22 protein-coding genes are annotated in these 21,253 nt (G+C 41.6%); all 22 read left to right on the top strand.

Going from position 1 to position 21,253, the window contains the following annotated elements:
- The first annotated feature begins 4 nt into the window (after positions 1-4).
- The 22 genes from floA to C6Y03_RS10410 all read left to right on the top strand — a co-directional run bounded on the left by floA (position 5) and on the right by C6Y03_RS10410 (position 21,234).
- Positions 5-997, top strand: a complete 993-nt coding sequence (gene floA, locus C6Y03_RS10515; RefSeq protein ID WP_034661354.1) for a flotillin-like protein FloA — start codon at positions 5-7, stop codon at positions 995-997.
- 31 nt (positions 998-1,028) lie between these two features.
- Positions 1,029-1,526 carry a hypothetical protein gene (locus tag C6Y03_RS10510; protein WP_060596658.1) on the top strand — a complete coding sequence of 166 codons (498 nt, stop codon included), beginning with the start codon at positions 1,029-1,031 and terminating at the stop codon, positions 1,524-1,526.
- A 206-nt stretch (positions 1,527-1,732) separates the two neighbouring features.
- A complete protein-coding gene (yqfC, locus tag C6Y03_RS10505; protein WP_012010618.1) occupies positions 1,733-2,014 on the top strand; it encodes a sporulation protein YqfC in 282 nt (93 codons plus the stop codon).
- 18 nt (positions 2,015-2,032) lie between these two features.
- Positions 2,033-3,223 (top strand): sporulation protein YqfD, encoded by a 1,191-nt coding sequence (gene yqfD / locus C6Y03_RS10500; protein ID WP_106030980.1) that lies wholly within the window; start codon positions 2,033-2,035, stop codon positions 3,221-3,223.
- Positions 3,224-3,226: 3 nt separating this feature from the next.
- A complete protein-coding gene (locus C6Y03_RS10495; protein ID WP_060596660.1) occupies positions 3,227-4,186 on the top strand; it encodes a PhoH family protein in 960 nt (319 codons plus the stop codon).
- A 114-nt stretch (positions 4,187-4,300) separates the two neighbouring features.
- A complete protein-coding gene (locus C6Y03_RS10490) occupies positions 4,301-6,412 on the top strand; it encodes an HD family phosphohydrolase (protein WP_374955736.1) in 2,112 nt (703 codons plus the stop codon).
- A complete protein-coding gene (gene ybeY, locus C6Y03_RS10485) occupies positions 6,413-6,892 on the top strand; it encodes an rRNA maturation RNase YbeY (protein ID WP_012010615.1) in 480 nt (159 codons plus the stop codon).
- Positions 6,870-7,256, top strand: coding sequence for a diacylglycerol kinase family protein (locus C6Y03_RS10480; protein ID WP_106039269.1), 387 nt, complete (start codon positions 6,870-6,872; stop codon positions 7,254-7,256). The genes ybeY and C6Y03_RS10480 overlap by 23 nt, the downstream gene beginning before the upstream one ends.
- Before the next feature lie 113 nt (positions 7,257-7,369).
- Complete coding sequence (locus tag C6Y03_RS10475) at positions 7,370-7,768, top strand: cytidine deaminase (RefSeq protein WP_034661347.1); 399 nt, start codon at positions 7,370-7,372, stop codon at positions 7,766-7,768.
- Positions 7,761-8,666: a GTPase Era gene (gene era, locus C6Y03_RS10470; protein WP_060596663.1), complete on the top strand. Its 906-nt coding sequence runs from the start codon at positions 7,761-7,763 to the stop codon at positions 8,664-8,666. Before C6Y03_RS10475 ends, era begins: the two co-directional genes overlap by 8 nt.
- Positions 8,667-8,814: 148 nt before the next feature.
- Positions 8,815-8,958: a YqzL family protein gene (locus tag C6Y03_RS10465; RefSeq protein ID WP_003217288.1), complete on the top strand. Its 144-nt coding sequence runs from the start codon at positions 8,815-8,817 to the stop codon at positions 8,956-8,958.
- Positions 8,959-8,993: 35 nt separating this feature from the next.
- Positions 8,994-9,764 (top strand): DNA repair protein RecO, encoded by a 771-nt coding sequence (gene recO / locus C6Y03_RS10460; RefSeq protein WP_034661344.1) that lies wholly within the window; start codon positions 8,994-8,996, stop codon positions 9,762-9,764.
- 332 nt (positions 9,765-10,096) lie between these two features.
- A complete protein-coding gene (gene glyQ / locus C6Y03_RS10455) occupies positions 10,097-10,984 on the top strand; it encodes a glycine--tRNA ligase subunit alpha (RefSeq protein WP_106039268.1) in 888 nt (295 codons plus the stop codon).
- Positions 10,977-13,022, top strand: coding sequence for a glycine--tRNA ligase subunit beta (gene glyS / locus C6Y03_RS10450; RefSeq protein WP_106039267.1), 2,046 nt, complete (start codon positions 10,977-10,979; stop codon positions 13,020-13,022). The genes glyQ and glyS overlap by 8 nt, the downstream gene beginning before the upstream one ends.
- 166 nt (positions 13,023-13,188) lie before the next feature.
- Positions 13,189-13,827, top strand: coding sequence for a transcriptional regulator CcpN (gene ccpN, locus C6Y03_RS10445; protein ID WP_024423017.1), 639 nt, complete (start codon positions 13,189-13,191; stop codon positions 13,825-13,827).
- Positions 13,828-13,852: 25 nt separating this feature from the next.
- Positions 13,853-14,674, top strand: a complete 822-nt coding sequence (locus C6Y03_RS10440; protein ID WP_008342399.1) for a pyruvate, water dikinase regulatory protein — start codon at positions 13,853-13,855, stop codon at positions 14,672-14,674.
- 261 nt (positions 14,675-14,935) lie between these two features.
- Positions 14,936-15,436, top strand: coding sequence for a YaiI/YqxD family protein (locus tag C6Y03_RS10435; protein WP_106039266.1), 501 nt, complete (start codon positions 14,936-14,938; stop codon positions 15,434-15,436).
- A 32-nt stretch (positions 15,437-15,468) separates the two neighbouring features.
- A complete protein-coding gene (gene dnaG / locus C6Y03_RS10430) occupies positions 15,469-17,298 on the top strand; it encodes a DNA primase (protein ID WP_106039265.1) in 1,830 nt (609 codons plus the stop codon).
- 201 nt (positions 17,299-17,499) lie between these two features.
- On the top strand, positions 17,500-18,621 hold the full coding sequence (gene rpoD / locus C6Y03_RS10425; RefSeq protein ID WP_008342392.1) for an RNA polymerase sigma factor RpoD: 1,122 nt from the start codon (positions 17,500-17,502) through the stop codon (positions 18,619-18,621).
- A gap of 302 nt (positions 18,622-18,923) precedes the next feature.
- Positions 18,924-19,283 carry a cytochrome c550 gene (gene cccA, locus C6Y03_RS10420; protein WP_003217503.1) on the top strand — a complete coding sequence of 120 codons (360 nt, stop codon included), beginning with the start codon at positions 18,924-18,926 and terminating at the stop codon, positions 19,281-19,283.
- Positions 19,284-19,403: 120 nt separating this feature from the next.
- Entirely contained in the window at positions 19,404-20,120 is a 717-nt protein-coding gene (locus C6Y03_RS10415) for a tRNA (adenine(22)-N(1))-methyltransferase (RefSeq protein ID WP_106030984.1), read from the top strand.
- Entirely contained in the window at positions 20,113-21,234 is a 1,122-nt protein-coding gene (locus tag C6Y03_RS10410; protein WP_106039264.1) for a Nif3-like dinuclear metal center hexameric protein, read from the top strand. The genes C6Y03_RS10415 and C6Y03_RS10410 overlap by 8 nt, the downstream gene beginning before the upstream one ends.
- Positions 21,235-21,253 lie beyond the last annotated feature (19 nt).

The following is a 21,253-nucleotide window of genomic DNA, read 5'->3' as shown; positions in this document are numbered from 1 at the left end:
TAAAATGGATCCATCTACTTTACTATTATTTGTGATTATCGCAGCAGGTCTGATCGTTCTATCGATCTTCTTCACCTTTGTACCGGTGATGCTGTGGATTTCTGCCTTAGCGGCTGGCGTAAGAGTGAGCATTTTTACACTTGTAGGAATGAGACTTCGTCGAGTCATTCCAAACCGAGTGGTCAATCCGCTCATCAAAGCACATAAAGCAGGTCTTGATGTGACGATTAACCAATTAGAAAGTCACTACCTGGCAGGTGGTAACGTTGACCGTGTTGTGAACGCATTAATCGCGGCTCAACGTGCGAATATCGAATTGAACTTTGCACGTTGTGCAGCGATCGACCTAGCAGGCCGTGACGTACTTGAAGCTGTACAAATGAGTGTAAATCCTAAAGTCATTGAAACACCATTTATCTCTGGTGTGGCAATGGACGGGATTGAAGTAAAAGCCAAAGCACGTATTACAGTTCGCGCAAACATCGAACGACTTGTCGGTGGTGCAGGGGAAGAAACAATCATTGCTCGTGTAGGTGAAGGAATTGTCTCTACAATCGGTTCATCAAATAATCATAAAAAGGTTTTAGAAAATCCAGATATGATTTCTCAAACGGTTCTTGGTAAAGGATTAGATTCAGGTACTGCGTTTGAAATTCTCTCGATTGATATCGCAGATGTGGATATCGGTAAGAACATCGGGGCGATTCTGCAAACGGACCAAGCAGAAGCAGACAAAAACATCGCACAAGCGAAAGCGGAAGAACGCCGCGCAATGGCTGTTGCCCAAGAACAAGAAATGCGTGCAAGAGTTGAAGAAATGCGCGCGAAAGTCGTAGAAGCAGAGGCTGAAGTACCACTTGCAATGGCTGAAGCATTACGCGAAGGTAATATTGGAGTCATGGACTACATGAACATTAAGAATATCGATGCTGATACGGATATGAGAGATTCATTTGGTAAAATGACAAAAGGTCCATCTGATAATGAAAACAAATAAGCATCCTCTCACGCTTTAAGGAGGGAGCCCAATGGACATTCTATTTGAAAATCCGTTACTAATTGCGATTATCATCGGTATCATCTCTGCTGTATTTGGGAAAATCGGCAAACAAGAGGAGAAGGAACAAAACAACCAGCAACATAAGCCGGCTCCTCAGAATAAGCCTATGCCTCAAAAGAAAGCAGAACAAACCAGCCCGAACCCAGTCAAAACAGACCAGTTGGACGATTTCGGCGATGTACATGATCATGGCGGGATGAAGAAACAAGGTTCACAGTCCTTACAGGATCGTTATACCGCTACACTAGCTGAAATGGAAGAAAGAAAAAGCGAGCTGAATAAAGAGTTCAAATCTCTTGAAAGGCAGCTGACCAGACCGAAAGCTTCTGCTGCGGAAATGAAGCCGCACGTCATTAACAGGCTTAACCAAAATACTGTTGTTCAAGGCATGCTTCTTGGAGAAGTATTTGGAGAGCCGCGCGCGAAAAAGCCGCACAGAACGATGAAACGGCCATATAAAAGATAAAGAAGAAAGTCCCTTTATATAAAGGGGCTTTTTTGTTTTTCCTGATGGAGATTTCTCGCAGTAAAAATGATGAAACGGCTGTTTTGCGGGATTCATTAGCATGATCTGAACCGCTGAGGAATAGGATGATATAGAGGCTTTCTCATCAGTCTCACCATCTTTCAGTTTGATCTCATACACATGGGGCGGGAAGGGGTTCTTATTGAATGGGAAAAAGAAAAAATCGACTTAAAGCATGGCTGACAAGAACACTTGAAATCCCTCCAGACGTCATGATGGATCTTCCCCGTATTACGATGGTTGGCAGACTCCACATTTACATAGAGAACCATAAAGGGCTTTTGCTTTTCAGTGATCAAGAGGTAAGGCTGATGCTCAAACAAGGACAATGCATTATTTCAGGGAAAGATTTTGTGATTAAAACGATTTTGCCAGAAGAGATCTTATTAGAAGGGAAAATCGATGAGGTCCGTTATATTGATTCTTAACTGACGGAGGGGAGAAGTGTGAAGAATAAATGGTTCGCCTATTTTATTGGTAGAGTGGAAGTGGAGATCAAGGGAAACGGCATTGAGCGGCTCATCAATGAGTGCACGAGACAGGGGATCACAATGTTTCAAGTGAGCCGCCGTCAAGACAGCGTGCGCTTATTTATTCGCTTATCAGATGTACATGCCTTCAGAAAAGTACAAAGACATCATGAAGTGACATGTTCATTTCATCAAAAGAAGGGATTTCCGTTTCTTCTCCTATGGTCAAGGAAGAATATTGGGTTTACCCTTGGGATTGTGTGTTTTCTAGCGACGATATTGGCGCTTTCAAACATGGTGTGGAAAATTGATATTAAAGGAGCCAATCCAGAAACTGAACATCAGATGAGAAAGCATTTAGACGAGATTGGAGTGCAAAAAGGCCGTTTTCAGTTTCTAATGGGAACACCTGAGAAAATTCAAAAATCACTGACCGCCAATATTCAAAGCATTACATGGGTCGGCGTTGAACTAAACGGTACAACATTTCAAATGAAAGTTGTGGAAAAAAATGAGCCGGAAGAAGAGAAATATACGAGTCCTCAGCACATCGTTGCCAAGAAGAAGGCTGTCATCACGAGAATGTATGTGGAAAAAGGGGAGCCGCTTGCCGCGGTTGACGAACATGTGAAGAAAGGGCAGATGCTCGTCTCTGGCCTCATCGGCAGCGAAGACCAGCAAAAAACGGTGGGTGCTAGAGCGAAAATTTATGGTGAAACGTGGTACCGTTCTGAAGTTTCTGTCCCTCTTCGAACATCTTTTGATGTCTTTACGGGTAAAATGAAGACAAAGCACAAGCTCTCCGCATTTGGAGGTTCAATGCCATTTTGGGGCATTTCCTTTAAAAAGGATGATTTTAAGCAGCCAAAAACAGAAACAGAAGTTCACCCACTACATTTCTTAAACTTCCAGCTCCCATTTTCCTATGAAAAAGAAATGACACGCGAAAGTGAAAAAATAAATCGGACATACACAAATAAAGAAGCGGTTCAAGCAGGGATTAAAATGGGTAAAAAAGAATTAGAAGAGAAGCTAGGTCAAACAGGAGAGGTGAAAAGTGAAAAAGTTTTGCACGAGACAACAGGGAATGGTAAAGTTAAGTTAATCATCCTTTACCAAGTAATAGAAGATATTGTTCAACCAACACCTATTGTTCAGGGAGACTAGAGAATGACAGAACATTTACTTGAAATTCAACAAAAATTAGATAGCCCAAACGAAGCGATTGCTTTATTTGGAAATCAAGATGCTTATCTGAAACTGATGGAAAACGAGCTGAATGTCTCCATTATTACGCGCGGAGAAAAAGTGTATGTTTCTGGTCAGGAAGCATCAAGAGAAACAGCGAGCCGTCTGATTACATCTCTCTTACATCTCATCCGAAAAGGAATTGAGATTTCTGAACGGGATGTCGTCTATGCCATTAAAATGGCGCAAAAAGACAAGCTCAATTATTTTGAAAATATGTATGAAGATGAAATTACGAAAAATGCTAAAGGGAAGTCAATCAGGGTAAAAACCATTGGCCAGCGGGAATATGCTGCGGCGATGAAAAAAGATGACCTGGTCTTTGGAATTGGACCAGCTGGAACAGGGAAGACGTATTTGGCAGTCGTCAACGCGGTACATGCACTGAAAAATGGACATGTGAAACGGATTATCCTGACAAGACCAGCTGTTGAAGCAGGAGAGAGTCTTGGCTTTTTACCAGGTGATCTAAAGGAAAAAGTAGATCCTTATTTAAGACCACTATATGATGCCTTGCATGATGTGCTTGGCAGTGATCATACGGAACGTTTAATCGAGCGCGGCGTGATTGAAATAGCGCCTCTTGCCTACATGAGAGGGCGGACACTCGATGATGCATTTGTTATTTTAGATGAAGCGCAGAATACAACGCCTGCCCAAATGAAAATGTTTTTGACGAGACTTGGGTTTGGCTCTAAAATGGTCATTACAGGAGATATTACACAGATTGATCTGCCGAAAGGCATGCAGTCTGGTCTTGCAGCTGCAAAGGACATGCTTGCAGAGATCAAGGGCATTTCATTTATTGAGTTAGACCAGACAGATGTGGTCAGACACCCGCTTGTGGCGAAGATCATCGGAGCATACGAAAAGCAAAAATGAACTTAGTGACCCGATCGTCTTCATCGGGTCATTTTGTTTCGATCGTGGTTTAAAGTAAAAAAGGAGGTACTTTCCTTGAGAAAGAATCAGAAAGACAGTCAGCGCAAAAGACTACTGTCTAAAAAAGAACCTCAGAAAATGGAGCGCTCACGTTATTTAAATGTTTTGCTATACGCAGGTTTAGCAGCCATTCTATTCGTGGTGCTCTTCTTCCATGTAAAGCCTGAATCGCTCGACTTAGATTTATTTTCAGTGAGCGAACAGACCATCTATTCTCCATCAACCGTCGATGATCAAGAAGCGACAGAAGAAAAGAAGCAAGAAGCAACAGATCAAGTAGAGGATCAATATACACTCAAAAAAGCGTATTCTGACAATCGTGTTGACCTCATCTCCTCCCTTTTTGAAGCCATTAAAGAAGAGAAGAAAGCAGCTGATGAAAAAGAGAATCCGCCATCAGATAAAGAAATGGTCAAGCGTGTCAAAGAAAAACTCACATCAGATATGCAGGAGGCTGTTTCAGACCAATCCATCAAAGCACTGCTTCAGGCAAGTGACGAAAATCTCTCTTTTACTAAGGATTCCATCATCACAGTGGTGAATTCACTGATGAGTAAAGAAATCACAGCAGCGAAATTACAAGATGAGAAAAAACAAGTGAAAACAGAGCTTGAAAATAATTCAATTCCATCAAAATACTTAAATGCAGCAAAAGAAATTGGTGAATTTGCGATCATTCCAAACTATGTATTTGATCCAGTGGCTACAGAGAAGAAAAGACAAGAAGCCGCTGATAATATTCAGCCGGTTCAGATTAAGCAAGGGCAAATTTTAGTCGAAGAAGGAGAACTTATCGACCGGGAAGTGTATCGTAAATTAGAACTGACAGGCCTCTTAAACAGCTCCAATTTGATTAAGCCTGTAAGCGGTCTTATGATATTGATTGGTCTGTTTTTAGCAGCGATTATTCATTCACTTGAAACGAGGAAAAAATCGCTTGTTCATAAGAATAAGTCGTTGCTGCTCTACTCGCTTATTTTCACCATTATTTTAGTCATCATGGAAGTATTCAGTCTCTTCCAGGAAACGAAGTATACGACGATAGGTTATGTGGTACCAGTGGCACTTGGCACGATGCTGATCAAGCTGCTTATCAATGAGCGGCTAGCGATCTTCTCTGGCCTTGTATTTGCTCTTTGCGGCAGTATGATGTTTAATCAAGGAGTAACCGGCGTCTTTAACTATGTGATCTGTGCTTATTACCTTGTGAACGGGATGGCGGGCATTTTATTTTTGAGAAAGCATAATGCACGTTCAAAAATATTGCAGGCAGGGCTTTGGGTCGCTTTAATGAATGTCCTTGTGGTTCTATCCATTACGCTGATCCAAAACTCCTCACCATCAGGGCTTGAAATCGGTGTGAACCTCATGATGGCGTTTGTGTCAGGGTTTGCATCATCTATTTTGGTCATTGGGTTAATGCCTGTGTTTGAGAGTATGTTCGGCATCCTTTCAACAATGAAGCTGATTGAATTATCAAACCCAAATCATCCGCTGCTCAAAAAGATTTTAACAGAGACACCAGGTACATATCATCATAGTGTCATGGTGGCAAATTTAGCGGATGCTGCATGTGAAGCAGTCGGCGCAAACGGTCTTTTAGCAAGGGTTGGCGCTTATTATCATGACATTGGGAAAACGAAAAGACCGCAATACTTTATCGAAAACCAAATGAATATTGATAATCCGCATGACAAGCTTTCTCCTCAGCTAAGTAAAAATATCATTATTGCCCATACGACAGATGGAGCTGATATGCTGAGAGAAAAGAAGTTTCCTGAAGAGCTTGTCGATATTGCAGAACAGCATCACGGGAAGTCACTGTTAAAGTTCTTTTACTATAAGGCAAAAGAGCGTGATGATCAGGTGACAGAGGAAGAATTCCGTTATCCTGGTCCAAAACCGCAATCAAAAGAAGCGGCAATTATTTCTGTAGCGGACAGCGTTGAAGCGGCAGTACGATCGATGCATAATCCAAATCCAGAGCGAATCGAAAAGCTCGTCAAAGGCATTATTTCAGATAAAATGCAGGATGGGCAATTTAGTGAATGTGATCTGACATTTAAAGAATTAAATATTATTGGTCAAACGATTTGTACAACATTAAAGGGGATTTTTCATTCTCGGATTGAATATCCAGATGCCCCGAAGCAGAAGGTGAAGTAAATGACATTGTTAATCGATTTAATAGATGAAACAGGACAAGTATCAAAAGAGCAGCTTGAAGAAGTGGAAAAGCTTCTTCAGTTCGCTGCAGATGCCCTTGAGGTCAAAGATCAAGCGGAGGTATCAGTGACGATCGTCTCGAATGAAGAGATTCATCAAATCAATAAAGAATACCGCGGGAAAGACGCACCAACGGATGTCATCTCCTTTGCACTTGAGGAAGAAGGAGAAGGGGAAATTGAAATCATTGGTGCTGATGATATTCCGCCTGTACTCGGCGACATCATCATTAGTGTGGACCGTACGAAAGAGCAGGCAGAGGAATATGGACATTCCTTTATGAGAGAGCTTGGATTCCTCACCATTCATGGGTTCCTTCATTTGCTCGGGTTTGATCATATGACAGAAGAAGATGAAAAAGAAATGTTCGCCAAACAGACAAAGATCTTGGATGATTATGGCCTTTCAAGATCTTCGTAAGAAAAGAAGGCCGCTTGCCCGTTTTTTTCGGAGTTTTTATTATGCATTTAGAGGAATATGGCGAACTTTCTTGAATGAACGGAATTTTCGATTTCACACAGTCGCAGCCATCATCGTGGTGATCTGCGGCTTTTGGTTTCACATTGAACCATACGAATGGATGATCGTTTTGCTTTTATGCGGGGGGATGTTTGCGCTTGAACTTGTCAATACAGCCATTGAACATACAGTGGACCTGATGACAGAAGATAAGCACCTTCTTGCAGAGAGAGCGAAGGACGCTGCAGCAGGCGCTGTTTGCGTTTACGCCGCGATTTCGGTTATGATTGGGATGATCATCTTCTTACCGAAGATCATGCAATAGAACAATATTACTATTTATTAACATTTTTAGAAATGGGCGTGAAAATGTCACGTGAATTATGTAAAATATAAATGTGACAGTGGGTCCATTTCTTCTGAAAGTGGGAACTAGGAATGAACAAACAAGAGTTGATTTCAGAAGCAGTTAAAGCAAGAGATTTTGCATATGTACCCTATTCAAAATTCAAAGTCGGTGCAGCATTATTGTCGAATGATGGAAAAGTGTATGGCGGCTGCAACATTGAAAATGCAGCATATGGCATGTGTAATTGTGCGGAAAGAACAGCACTTTTTAAAGCCTATTCAGAAGGCATCACATCGTTTCAAATGCTAGCGGTAGTGGCTGATACAGACCGGCCTGTTTCGCCGTGCGGCGCATGCAGACAGGTCATTTCAGAGCTGTGTGCACCTGATATGCCAGTGATTCTAACGAACTTAAAAGGACATATATACGAAACAACAGTAAACGAACTATTGCCAGGCGCATTTTCACCGGAGGATTTAAATGACTAACGAAAGCTTCAAATCAGGATTTGTATCAATTATTGGAAGACCAAATGTAGGAAAATCAACCTTTCTTAATCGTGTGATTGGACAAAAGATCGCCATCATGAGTGATAAGCCCCAAACGACACGAAACAAAGTGCAAGGTGTCTTGACAACAAACACGTCACAAACGATCTTTATCGATACACCAGGGATTCATAAACCTAAGCATAAGCTTGGTGACTTTATGATGAGAGTGGCTACAAATACACTGAAGGAAGTCGACCTGATCTTGTTTATGATCAATGCACAGGAAGGCTATGGCAAGGGTGATGAATTCATCATTGAACGACTCAAGCAAACATCTACACCGGTATTCCTAGTCGTCAATAAAATCGACCAAATTCACCCAGATGAGCTGTTCCTTTTAATTGATGAATACCGCACACGTTATCCATTTAAGGAAATTGTGCCAATTTCAGCTCTTGAAGGAAACAACATTGACACGCTTCTTCAGCAGATTGAAGGTTATCTTCCTGAGGGCCCTCAATTTTATCCGGCAGATCAAGTAACAGATCATCCAGAGCGGTTTATTATTTCTGAATTAATTCGTGAAAAAGTGCTGCATTTAACGAGAGAAGAGATCCCGCACAGTATTGCAGTTGCGATCGAATCCATTAAGCCAGATGAAAATGGCAAGATCCATGTTGCGGCGACCATTGTCGTAGAACGTGATTCACAAAAAGGGATCGTCATTGGTAAACGAGGCAGCTTATTAAAAGAAGTGGGACAAAAAGCGCGCAGAGATATTGAAGCACTTCTCGGTTCAAAAGTGTATCTGGAGCTTTGGGTAAAGGTTCAGAAGGACTGGCGTAATAAATCCACTCACCTTCGTGACTTCGGATTTAGAGAAGACGAATATTAAAAAATCGCTGCTGTTGTCATAAAATTTGACAATGGTGCGGTTCGATTAGTAAAAATTGTTTATCATGAAATGGAGGTAGCTTGGTCAAGATAAAATTAATATGTTGGATGTAGCGTTGCTGCTTCTAATAAAGAAAGGTGGGGTTTTTATGTTGAATTTTACATGGAACGTATTTTCACAAACAGGAAGCGTTGACACGTATCTGCTTTTCAAAGAGTTAGAAAAGGAGAACCTGGAAAGACCCGATGTACTTGAAGAAGAGATAGCACGATTTGATTTTCCAATCTTATAATTCTTGACCCCCTCCAATGCTCGGAGTGTAGACAAATGCTCATTAAAAGTGAAGGAATCGTCCTTAGAACAACAGATTATGGCGAAACAAACAAAATTGTCACGCTGCTCACTAGAGAACATGGGAAAATTGGCGTGATGGCAAGAGGTGCAAAAAAATCAAACAGCCGCCTGTCAGCCATAAGCCAGCCGTTTTTATACGGAACCTTTCTGATCCAATCATCAACAGGACTTGGAACGCTCCAGCAAGGCGAAATGATTGAAAGTATGCGAACCATTCGGGAGGATTTATTTTTGACCGCATATGCCGCATATATGACAGAGTTACTCGATAAAGGCACAGAAGAAAAAAAGCCAAACCCTTATTTGTTTGAGCTCCTGCTTCAATCTCTGCGTCATCTGAATGAAGGCACAGATGCTGATATTATCTTATTTATCGTAGAGGTCAAAATGTTATCAGTAATGGGAATGAAGCCTGAACTTGATCAATGTGTCCATTGTGGTCAAAAAGAAGGGCAGTTTCATTTCTCTATTAGAGATAACGGCTTCATTTGCCAAAATTGCTTTTCTAAAGATCCGTATAAACTGCCCTTATCCCCAGCAGCTGCAAGGCTGCTCCGTTTATTTCATTATTTTGATTTATCAAGGCTCGGTCAGGTTGATGTGAAACCGCAGACGAAACAAGAAATTCGTCAAGTGCTCGATCACTACTATGAAGAGTATTCAGGCCTTTATTTGAAATCAAAAAAATTCATGAATCAGATGGAATCCATGAAAAAGCTCATGGGCGGGGAAAACAAAAGTTGACATCTCCCATGACTTTTTGTAAGATCATCTAAGATAAAATATGTTGCATTGACAGAAAGAAGTACTTACGCAGAATTCATTAAAAGCGACCTTAGGGCGGTGTGAGCTAAGGATGGAGGCGTAACGAAAGGCATTCTTGAGCAACGTAAAACAAAGCGGCTGGATGCTACGACACCAGCAAATAGGGTGGAACCGCGGGAAAAACTCTCGTCCCTATGTTTGCAAGGAGCCTTGCGAGCATAGAGACGGGAGTTTTTGTGTTCTTTTGCGGGGTTCTCATCCCCACCCGCCATATCATAGCGGATGGTGTAGAAAAGATGGAGGTGCGATCATTGAATATTCAAGACATGATTTTGACGCTGCAAAAGCATTGGTCAAATGAAGGCTGCGTATTAATGCAGGCGTATGACACAGAAAAAGGTGCCGGAACGATGAGTCCATACACGTTCCTGCGAAGCATTGGCCCAGAGCCGTGGAAGGTAGCGTACGTTGAGCCTTCAAGACGCCCAGCTGATGGCAGATATGGAGAAAACCCAAATAGATTGTATCAGCATCATCAATTCCAAGTGATCATTAAGCCGTCACCTGACAATATTCAAGAACTGTATCTTGAATCATTGAAAGCGCTTGGTATTGACCCGCTGAAACATGATATTCGTTTTGTCGAAGACAACTGGGAAAACCCATCTCTTGGCTGTGCAGGACTTGGCTGGGAAGTATGGCTTGATGGAATGGAAATCACCCAATTCACGTATTTCCAGCAAGTCGGCGGCTTGGAATGTAAGCCTGTTTCCGTTGAAATCACATACGGTATTGAACGTCTTGCTTCCTACATTCAGGACAAAGAAAATGTCTTCGATCTTGAATGGACAGAGGGATTTACGGTCAGAGATTTATTCTTAATGGCTGAATATGAGCACTCTGTTTATACATTTGAAACATCTAATACTGACATGCTGTTTGAGTTATTTACGACCTATGAGAAGGAAGCGCATAGCCAAATGGACAAAGGGCTTGTTCACCCAGCATACGATTATGTGCTCAAATGCTCTCATACGTTTAACCTGCTCGATGCAAAAGGCGCGATTTCTGTTACTGAGCGAACTGGCTATATCGGAAGAGTGCGCCAGTTAGCCAGAAAAGTAGCCAAAACATATTATGAAGAACGAGAAAAATTGGGATTCCCTATGCTAAAAGAGGAGGCGGCTTCTCATGAATAAACAAGATGTATTACTCGAAATTGGCTTAGAAGAGATGCCGGCTCGTTTCATGCCGGAAAGCACAAAGCAGCTAGGTGAGAAAGTAAAAGCATGGTTTGAAACGCAAAATATTTCATTTGAAGATGTTGCTTTATTCAACTCACCAAGACGTCTTGCTGTACTCGTGAAAGGTGTCGCAGAAAAACAAGAAGACATCAAAGAAGAAGCAAAAGGTCCAGCTAAAAAGATTGCGCAAGATGCTGAAGGCAATTGGACAAAAGCAGCAGAAGGCTTTGCCCGCGGACAAGGTGCCTCAACAGCTGATCTCTATTTTAAAGAGATCAAAGGAGTGGACTACGTTCATGTTCAAAAGTTTCAAGAAGGAAAGCAAGTCAAAGACCTTCTGCCAGCGTTAGGTGAGATTGCTGCCTCATTAAGTTTTCCAAAGAACATGAGATGGGGAAGCAAAGATTTACGCTATATCCGTCCGATTAAATGGATTGTTTGTTTATTTGGAGAGGAGATTGTACCTGTTGAAATTGCCGGGGTGAAAAGCGGCCGTGAGACAAGAGGACACCGTTTCCTTGGTAGGGGAGCCACCATCGACTCGCCTGCTTCTTATGAGCAAACATTGCGCGATCAATTTGTCATTGCAGATTCAGATAAAAGAAAACAATCCATTACTGAGCAGCTAAATGCTCTATCTTCAGAAAAAGGCTGGGTCATTCCTGTTGATCCTGAGCTTCTAGAAGAAGTCAATGATCTTGTAGAATACCCAACGGTACTATCTGGTTCCTTTGAAGAAGAATTCCTTGCATTGCCGGAAGAAGTATTAGTGACCACAATGAAAGAGCATCAGCGCTACTTCCCTGTGAAAAATGAGCAAGGGGAATTATTGCCGCACTTTATTACGGTCAGAAATGGAAACAGTGAGGCGCTTGAAAATGTCGCAAGAGGGAACGAAAAAGTACTTCGTGCACGTTTATCAGATGCTGCATTCTTCTATAAAGAAGACGAAAAACTAGTCATTGATGACAATATTAAGAAGCTTGATAAAGTTGTATTCCATGAGAAACTTGGCACAATTGGCGACAAGCTAAAGAGAGTGACAGACATTGCGACCCGCCTAGCAGCGCATGTCGATGCAGATGACGAAACGACAAAACGAGTGGCAAGAGCAGCAAGTATTTCGAAGTTTGATCTTGTGACTCAAATGGTCTATGAATTCCCAGAATTACAAGGAATCATGGGCGAGAAATATGCAAAAGCACTTGGCGAACATGAAGAAGTGGCAAAGAGCATCAACGAGCACTATATGCCGCGCTTTGCCGGTGATGAGGCGCCCTCCACTTTGATTGGTGCGATTGTGGCAGTAGCAGATAAGCTGGATTCTATTTGTTCCTTCTTCTCAATTGATGTCATTCCAACAGGCTCTCAAGACCCTTATGGACTGAGAAGACAAGCGAGCGGTATCGTTCAAATCCTGCTCGATCGTCATTGGAATATTTCATTTAAAGAGCTTTTGGCACTTGCTCAAGTAGAAGCAGAACATGAAGCTGCTCTGATTGAATTTTTGACACACCGTTTAAAATATGTCCTCCAAGCAGAGCATATCCGTCATGATGTTGTCGATGCAGTGCTGGATGTTGAAAATATTGAACCTTATGCAGTCGTGAAAAAAGCAGCTGTTCTTGAAGAGAGCGTGAAACAAGAAAGCTTCAAAGAAACGGCAGAAGCATTAGGACGCGTCATTTCAATCAGTAAAAAAGGGGAAGATGCAGAGATTCAGCCTGAGCTGTTTGAAAATGAGCATGAGCAAAAGCTATATGAGGCGTATCAACAAGTAGAGACAGCTGTCAAGGAACATGTAGCAGCAGGGCAATACAGCGCAGCACTTGAGGCGCTAGATACGTTAAAAACACCGATTGTTCATTATTTCGATCACACAATGGTACATGCGGATGATGAAAAGCTGAAGCGAAATCGTTTGGCGCAAATGGTCAAACTAGCCAAAGTCATTCAATCATTTGCGAATATGAACAATTTAATTGTAAAATAAATACCTAAGAACGGTTGCCTTTTTCGAAGGGCAATCGTTTTTTACTCATTTAATTCACGGTTTTTGAGTGGATTTTTGTTTCATTCGGACAAAGATGCGCTATAATATGATGAGTTATGAAAATGATATACATAAAGTAAAGATTCGCTCTCTCTATTTAAAGGTGGTGAGTACAATCGAGTTAAATAAACGGCAAGAGCAGATTTTACAGATTGTCAAAGAGAATGGTCCGATCACTGGAGAGCATATCGCCGATCGGCTGAACTTAACTAGGGCGACCCTCAGACCGGATTTAGCCATATTAACGATGTCAGGCTTTTTAGAAGCAAGACCAAGGGTCGGCTACTTTTTCACAGGAAAAACAGGCACGCAGCTTCTAGCAGATAAGCTGAAAAAACTTCAAGTAAAAGATTTTCAATCCATTCCAGTGGTGATACATGAGAATGTTTCAGTTTATGATGCGATTTGTACGATGTTTTTAGAGGATGTGGGCACATTATTCGTTGTGGATGATCACTCTATTTTAACAGGCGTGTTGTCAAGGAAAGACCTCCTTCGCGCAAGTATAGGAAAACAGGAGCTTCCATCTATCCCTGTCCATATTATTATGACAAGAATGCCGAACATCACCGTTTGCCGCAAGGAAGATTTCATTATGGATGTGGCGAAGCACTTGATTGAAAAGCAGATAGATGCACTTCCTGTTATAAAAGATACGGATAAAGGCTTTGAAGTGGTCGGCAGAATTACGAAAACAAACATGACGAAAATACTTGTTAGCTTATCGGAGAATGAAATAATCTAATTAAAGAAGACTGCGAGGGGATGTTATGAGTAATCGCGTAATTTTTGTGGTATCAGATTCAGTAGGAGAAACGGCAGAGCTCGTGGTCAAAGCGGCACTTAGCCAATTTGATGGCGGCTCATCAGACCATTCAAATATTAGAAGAATTCCGTATGTAGAGGATGTCGGTACGATTAAAGAAGTCATTTCACTGGCGAAAGCAGATAACGGAATCGTCTGCTTTACTCTTGTTGTGCCAGAAATGCGCCAATTCTTAATTGAAGAGGCAGAAGCAAACGGAGTCGTTTATTATGACATCATCGGACCACTCATCGATAAAATGGAGACTGCTTATGGAAATGAAGCGAAACATGAGCCGGGGCGTGTACGTCAATTAGATGAGGACTATTTTAAAAAGGTTGAAGCCATTGAGTTCGCAGTGAAGTATGATGACGGCAGAGACCCAAGAGGCATTCTAAAGGCTGATATTGTGCTCATCGGTGTATCACGCACATCTAAGACACCACTATCTCAATACTTGGCGCATAAACGGCTGAAGGTAGCGAACGTTCCAATTGTTCCTGAAGTAGATCCGCCAGAGGAGTTATTTTCAGTTGATCCAAAAAAATGCATCGGTCTAAAAATCAGTCCAGACAAACTAAATCATATTCGTAAAGAGCGTTTGAAATCTCTAGGTTTAAATGATCGCGCAATTTATGCGAACATTGAGCGGATTAAAGAAGAACTAGAGTATTTTGAAAAAGTGGTGGACCGCATTAACTGTCAAGTCGTTGATGTATCGAATAAAGCAGTTGAGGAAACGGCAAATGTCATTCATCAAATGCTGACCAAAAGAGGTTCCGAATAAACTCAGGATGCTCCTCCTGGGTTTTTCCTATGGTGGGAAACGGGTAAACAAAAACAATGGCATATTTGCTGCATTTGTATTATAATAAAAAATTGTGATAAAATGATTGATTTTAGGTTTAAGTTAAGTCAAGAACGAATAAACTAATATTGGCAGAAGTCAAGTGATTCTGAACATAACTTTTCGACAAAATGAGTTTTACTGTTGTTTGCTATATGGGGGGAAAGTATGGTCTTTTTGCTTCTCTAAAGCAGGAATAAGGTGGAGGGATGGAGAATTAGTCACCTGAATGAACATAAACAAGAGAGGACGATTTATGTCGATGCAGATGCTTGTCCTGTAAAAGACGAAATCCTTTCTGTCGCATCTCAATTTCAAGTACCTGTGACGTTCATTGCTTCATATGAGCATTTTCAAACCAAAAGATCTCCACTTGAAGATTGGCGGTTTGTAGATACACATAAGGAAGCAGCGGATTTAGTCATTGCGAACTCAACTGCCGCGCATGATATTGTCGTCACCCAAGACATTGGTCTTGCCTCCTTACTGCTTCCAAGACAGGTCATTGTACTGTCTGAAAGAGGACGGATGTACACAAACGAAACAATTGATTTTGATTTGGAACGCAGACATGTTTCCAGTAAACAGCGAAGAAAAGGTGTATATGGAAAAGGTCCCAAAAAGCTTTTAGAAGAGGATAAAAAGCGATTTATTGCGCAGCTACAAAAAATCCTGTCGAATCATGAAGGATTTTTGAATTAAAAGGCGAATAATGTACGACGGAGTGTTATAGGATGAGCAAACGTATACCAGATGAACTTTTGGAGCAAATCCAAAAAAACGCAGACATTGTCGAAGTGATTGGAGAATACGTACAGCTTAGAAAGCAAGGTCGAAATTACTTCGGTCTTTGTCCATTCCATGGTGAAAATACTCCTTCATTCTCTGTTTCAGCAGATAAGCAAATCTTCCATTGTTTTGGCTGTGGTGCAGGAGGTAATGTATTTTCGTTCCTCAGACAAATGGAAGGCTACTCATTTATTGAAGCCGTTTCACATGTTGCTGATAAGTACCATATTGATTTGCCTGATCATGTAGCAAATGCTCAGGTCAGCTCCTCACAGCAAGAGGACACTGCAGATCATAAAATGATTGAAGCGCATGAGCTTCTTAAGAAATTTTACCACCATTTGCTGGTAAATACAAAGGAAGGTCAAAACGCACTCGATTATTTACGGGCGAGAGGCTTTACGGATGAAACAATTGCCAAGTTTGAGATCGGATATGCTCTTGACTCTTGGGATTTCGTGACCAAGTTTTTAGAAAAACGAGGGTTTGATCCTGTGATGATGGAGAAGGCTGGTCTTTTGATTCAACGTGAAAACGGAACAGGCTTTTTTGACCGCTTTAGGGATCGTGTGATGTTTCCCATTCATGATCATCATGGGACAGTCGTCGCTTTTTCCGGAAGATCGCTTGGTGATCAGCAGCCTAAGTATATGAATAGTCCTGAAACGCCACTTTTTCATAAAAGTAAGCTGCTTTATCACTTTCATGACGCGCGTATGCATATACGAAAACGCGAACGGGCGGTTCTTTTCGAAGGATTTGCTGACGTCATTTCGGCTGTCACATCAGGTGTCGGCGAAAGTGTTGCAACGATGGGTACGTCTCTAACAGAAGAGCACGTAAAACTTCTCAGACGTAACGTAGAAGAGATCATTCTTTGCTATGACTCTGACACGGCCGGTTATGAAGCCACCATGAAAGCATCAGATTTGCTTGGAAAAAGAGGATGTAAAGTTCGCGTTGCCATGATACCAGATGGACTTGATCCAGATGATTACATTCGTAAATATGGCGGCGAGAAATTTAGGAATGACATCATAGATGCAAGTGTGACATTAATGACTTTTAAGATGAACTTTTTCCGTAGGGGAAAGAATTTATCTGACGAAGGAGACCGGCTTACTTATATGAAGCAGGTACTCCGAGAAATTAGCCGGTTAAACGGTTCCTTGGAACAAGAGATTTACATGAAACAGCTTGCTGGAGAGTTCTCGATCTCACTTGATTCATTAAAAGAACAACTGGAGCTGTTTGAAAAACAGCAGCGGCAAGAAGCCAAAAGCACACAGGAAGAAAGCGGGCTTGAAAAACGGCGTGCATATCTGTCAACACAGGTAAGAAGAAAGCGTCTGCGGCCAGCATATGAAAATGCAGAGCGAATGCTGCTTGCTCATATGTTAAAAAGTGATGACGTGATCCGAAAAGTACTTGACAGAGTAGGTATTGAATTTAATATAGATTCTCACAGGGCGCTGGCCACGTACATTTATGCTTTGTATGAAGAAGGCAAAGAACCAACGCCGCAGCATCTGATGAACCGTATAGAAGATGATATTATCAATCAGCTTCTGACGGATATATTCATGATTCAAGTTGGAGACGAACTAAGTGAAGCTGAATTAAGTGATTATGTAAAAAAAGTGTTGAATCATCGGAATTTGTCAATGATAAAGGAAAAAGAACTAGAACGTGCAGAAGCGGAGAGGCAAAAAGATTTCTTCAAAGCGGCAACACTTGCAAAAGAAATTATTCAGTTGAACCGTTCGCTGAAGTAATACGTCTAATATTTATGACAAGACTTACGGCTGGCAATGAATCCTTTACGGGAGGAGCATAAGACCGCAAGCATCTTGCCTTCATCATTATTTATTTTATTCCTATTTGCTCATCTGTTTGATAAAGAGAGAAAAGCAGAGCGAAAGCAAATCGCAAGTTACTTTAGAATTCGTTGCAAGCTTTGGAAGGAGGGATCCATAATGGCTGATAAACAAGCCCACGAAACCGAAACTGAATTAACCTTTGAACAGGTGAGAGATAAGCTCACTGAAACGGGTAAAAAACGGGGCGTTTTAACATACGAAGAAATTGCAGAGCGTATGTCTAGCTTTGAAATTGAATCAGACCAAATGGATGAATACTATGAATACTTAGGCGAACAGGGTGTAGAGCTCATCAGTGAAAACGAAGAGACAGAAGACCCAAATGTTCAGCAGCTGGCTAAAGCAGAAGAGGAATTTGACCTGAATGATTTAAGCGTACCACCAGGTGTCAAAATTAATGATCCTGTTCGTATGTATTTAAAAGAAATCGGACGCGTCAATTTGTTATCTGCTAAAGAAGAAATTACGTATGCTCAAAAGATCGAAGAAGGCGATGAGGAATCAAAAAGAAGATTAGCGGAAGCAAACCTTCGTCTCGTTGTCAGCATCGCGAAACGCTACGTCGGTCGTGGTATGCTGTTCCTTGACTTGATTCAAGAAGGAAACATGGGTCTTATGAAGGCAGTTGAGAAGTTTGATTACCGCAAAGGATACAAATTCTCAACATATGCAACCTGGTGGATTAGACAGGCGATCACGCGTGCGATTGCCGATCAGGCCAGAACAATCAGGATCCCGGTTCATATGGTGGAAACCATTAATAAATTGATCCGTGTTCAAAGACAGCTTCTGCAAGACCTAGGCAGAGAACCAACGCCAGAGGAAATTGCTGAAGACATGGATTTAACTCCAGAAAAGGTAAGAGAAATTCTTAAAATTGCGCAAGAGCCTGTATCTTTAGAAACACCTATTGGTGAAGAAGATGACTCGCATCTTGGTGATTTTATTGAAGACCAAGAGGCGACATCTCCATCTGACCATGCTGCATACGAATTGTTAAAAGAGCAGCTTGAAGATGTATTAGACACGCTAACGGACCGTGAAGAAAATGTACTGAGACTACGCTTCGGACTAGATGACGGAAGAACACGTACGTTAGAAGAGGTTGGAAAGGTGTTCGGCGTCACAAGAGAGCGTATCCGCCAAATTGAAGCGAAAGCTCTGCGTAAATTAAGACACCCAAGCAGAAGTAAACGATTAAAAGACTTCTTAGAGTAGAAACTGGACGGATCTTGAAAGAGATCCGTTCTTTCTTCATCAAAAATGAAAACGCTTTTTTCAATCTGATTATATTTTACTGAATAACAAATGAATTTGCAACGTTCTTAGAGAAAAGATGTATAAAAAATACATCAAAATGTGCTGAAGGCTTCATTTCTCATCTTGCATCATTTTTGTCTAATCTGTGAACTTGACCAAAGTTTTGTATCATAATTCGTTTACTTTTTGTAAAATTAAAGTAGAATTAGAATTGTTTGCATAGTCTCAAAGGGGTTTTCACAAAGGGGAGGATGAAAGAAATGAAACGGAATCCACTTATACCATTCTTATTGATTGCCATTTTAGGTATTGGACTCACTTTTTTCTTATCAATGAAGGGGTTGAAAGATGAAGACAAAATCGCCTCTGGAGGCGAGGAGCAAAAACAAGAAGAGACAGCGAATGCGACGCCGGAAGAATTGTATAAGCAAAACTGTCTGAGCTGTCACGGGGAAAACTATGAAGGCGGCGCAGGTCCTGCATTAAAAGGCGTTGGAGACAAGCTTGAAGTGGCAGACATCAAGAAGAAAATTCAAGAAGGCGGCAACGGGATGCCAGGCGGGCTGATCCCGAATGAAAAGCTCGATGAAATGTCGGAATGGGTATCCAAAATTAAATAATGTTACGCAAAAAGCTCTTTTTCATCAGAAGAGCTTTTTTCATTTGAAAACGACTTTTAAAAAGTCCATAATTTATATAAGATAGACAAGTATGAACATTAAAGAAAAGTAGTGATACGTATGAATGAAATGAATTTATCAAAACGATTAAAAAGAGTCGCAGACTTTTTACCGCATGAGGCCGTCTTTGCTGATATCGGCTCAGATCATGCCTATTTGCCATGCTATGCGATCCTGCATCAAAAAGCAGTAAAAGCCATTGCTGGTGAAATTACTGAGGGACCGCTTCAATCGGCGAAGCAGCAAGTACATAGACTTGAATTAGATGACCAGATCTCGGTCAGAAAAGGCAATGGCCTTGAAGTTATTGAAAAGGGCGAAGTGAATGCTATCACGATTGCAGGTATGGGCGGAGCACTCATCGCAAGCATTTTAAATGATGGCAAGCATAAGCTCGCAGGCCATGAGAGGCTCATTCTTCAGCCAAATATCCATGCTCACCACATTCGTTTATGGCTCTATCAAGAGGGGTATGAATTGATGGATGAAGTCATTTTAGAAGAGGATGGCAAAATATACGAAATCATGATCGCAGAAAAAGGCGACAAAGATAAAGCCTATGAAGGGATGTCGATTGAAACAGGCATGCTAGTTGGTCCGTTTCTTGCGAAAGAGCAAAACGACGTCTTCCGGCGCAAGTGGATGCAAGAGCTTCAGCATATGGAGAAAATAGAAAGTCAAATTCAGCAGGCAGCGCGGGCAGAAGAGAATAAGGAGCGCCTTGAAGAGCTGCATGTAAAAATAAAGATTCTAAAGGAGGTTTTGACTGTTGGCTAAAACAGTAAACGGACATGAAATCATCCAATTATTTGAACAATTTTCACCAAAGGCATATGCCGTAGAAGGTGACAAAATCGGTCTCCAGATTGGGACGTTAAATAAAAAGGTAAACAATGTCATGATCACCTTGGATGTATTAGAGAATGTGGTAGATGAGGCGATCGAAAGAAATGTGGATCTCATTATTGCTCACCATCCACCGATCTTCCGTCCGTTAAAACATGTAGCGACAGATCAGCCAGCTGGACGGATCATTGAGAAATGCATCAAACATGATATTGCGGTATATGTGGCACATACGAATTTAGATGTGGCTGATGGAGGAGTCAATGACTTGCTTGCGGAGGCTTTAGAGCTTGAAGAAACAAGTGTGTTAGTCCCGACATATGAAGATCAAATCAAACAGCTTGCCCTGTATGTCCCGCAGGAATTTGAAGAAGCCATCCGTACAGCTTTAGGAAATGCAGGCGCAGGCCATATTGGCAACTACAGCCATTGCGCGTTTTCAAATCAGGGGACAGGCAGCTTTTTGCCATCAGAAGATGCGGATCCGTTCATTGGTGAGAGCGGTCAATTGGAATTTGTCAAAGAAGTGCGGATTGAAACCATTTTCCCGGCAAGTATAGAAAAACAAGTGATTCGTGAAATGATCAAAGCACATCCTTATGAAGAAGTCGCTTATAGTGTACACACGACAGATCTTCCTCCTATTCAAAAAGGCCTTGGCCGTATAGGGGAGCTAAGAGAGCCTATGACCCTTGGAGATTTTACACGATTTGTGAAGACAAAGCTGGATGTAAATGGTGCTCGCTTTGTAGGTGATCAGGACGCTGTTGTGAAAAAAGTGGCTGTGCTTGGCGGAGACGGAAATAAATACATTCATCAAGCGAAAAGAATGGGTGCTGATGTGTATGTGACAGGGGATCTTTATTTCCATGTCGCCCATGATGCCATGATGCTCGGGCTGAACGTAGTGGACCCAGGGCATTATGCAGAAAAGATTATGAAAGAGGGCGTAAAGGCGAAGCTTCAATCGCTATGTTCAGATAAAAAGTATGATGTACAGCTCTTTGTTTCTGAATCGAACACAAACCCATTTCAATTTATGTAAACAAAAAAACGTCAGAGCT

The sequence above is a fragment of the Bacillus sp. LNXM65 genome, assembly GCF_002998575.1.
In the GTDB taxonomy this organism is placed as follows: domain Bacteria; phylum Bacillota; class Bacilli; order Bacillales; family Bacillaceae; genus Bacillus.
Note: the sequence above shows the minus strand (reverse complement) of the source record. Positions and strands in the feature narration are given on the sequence as shown.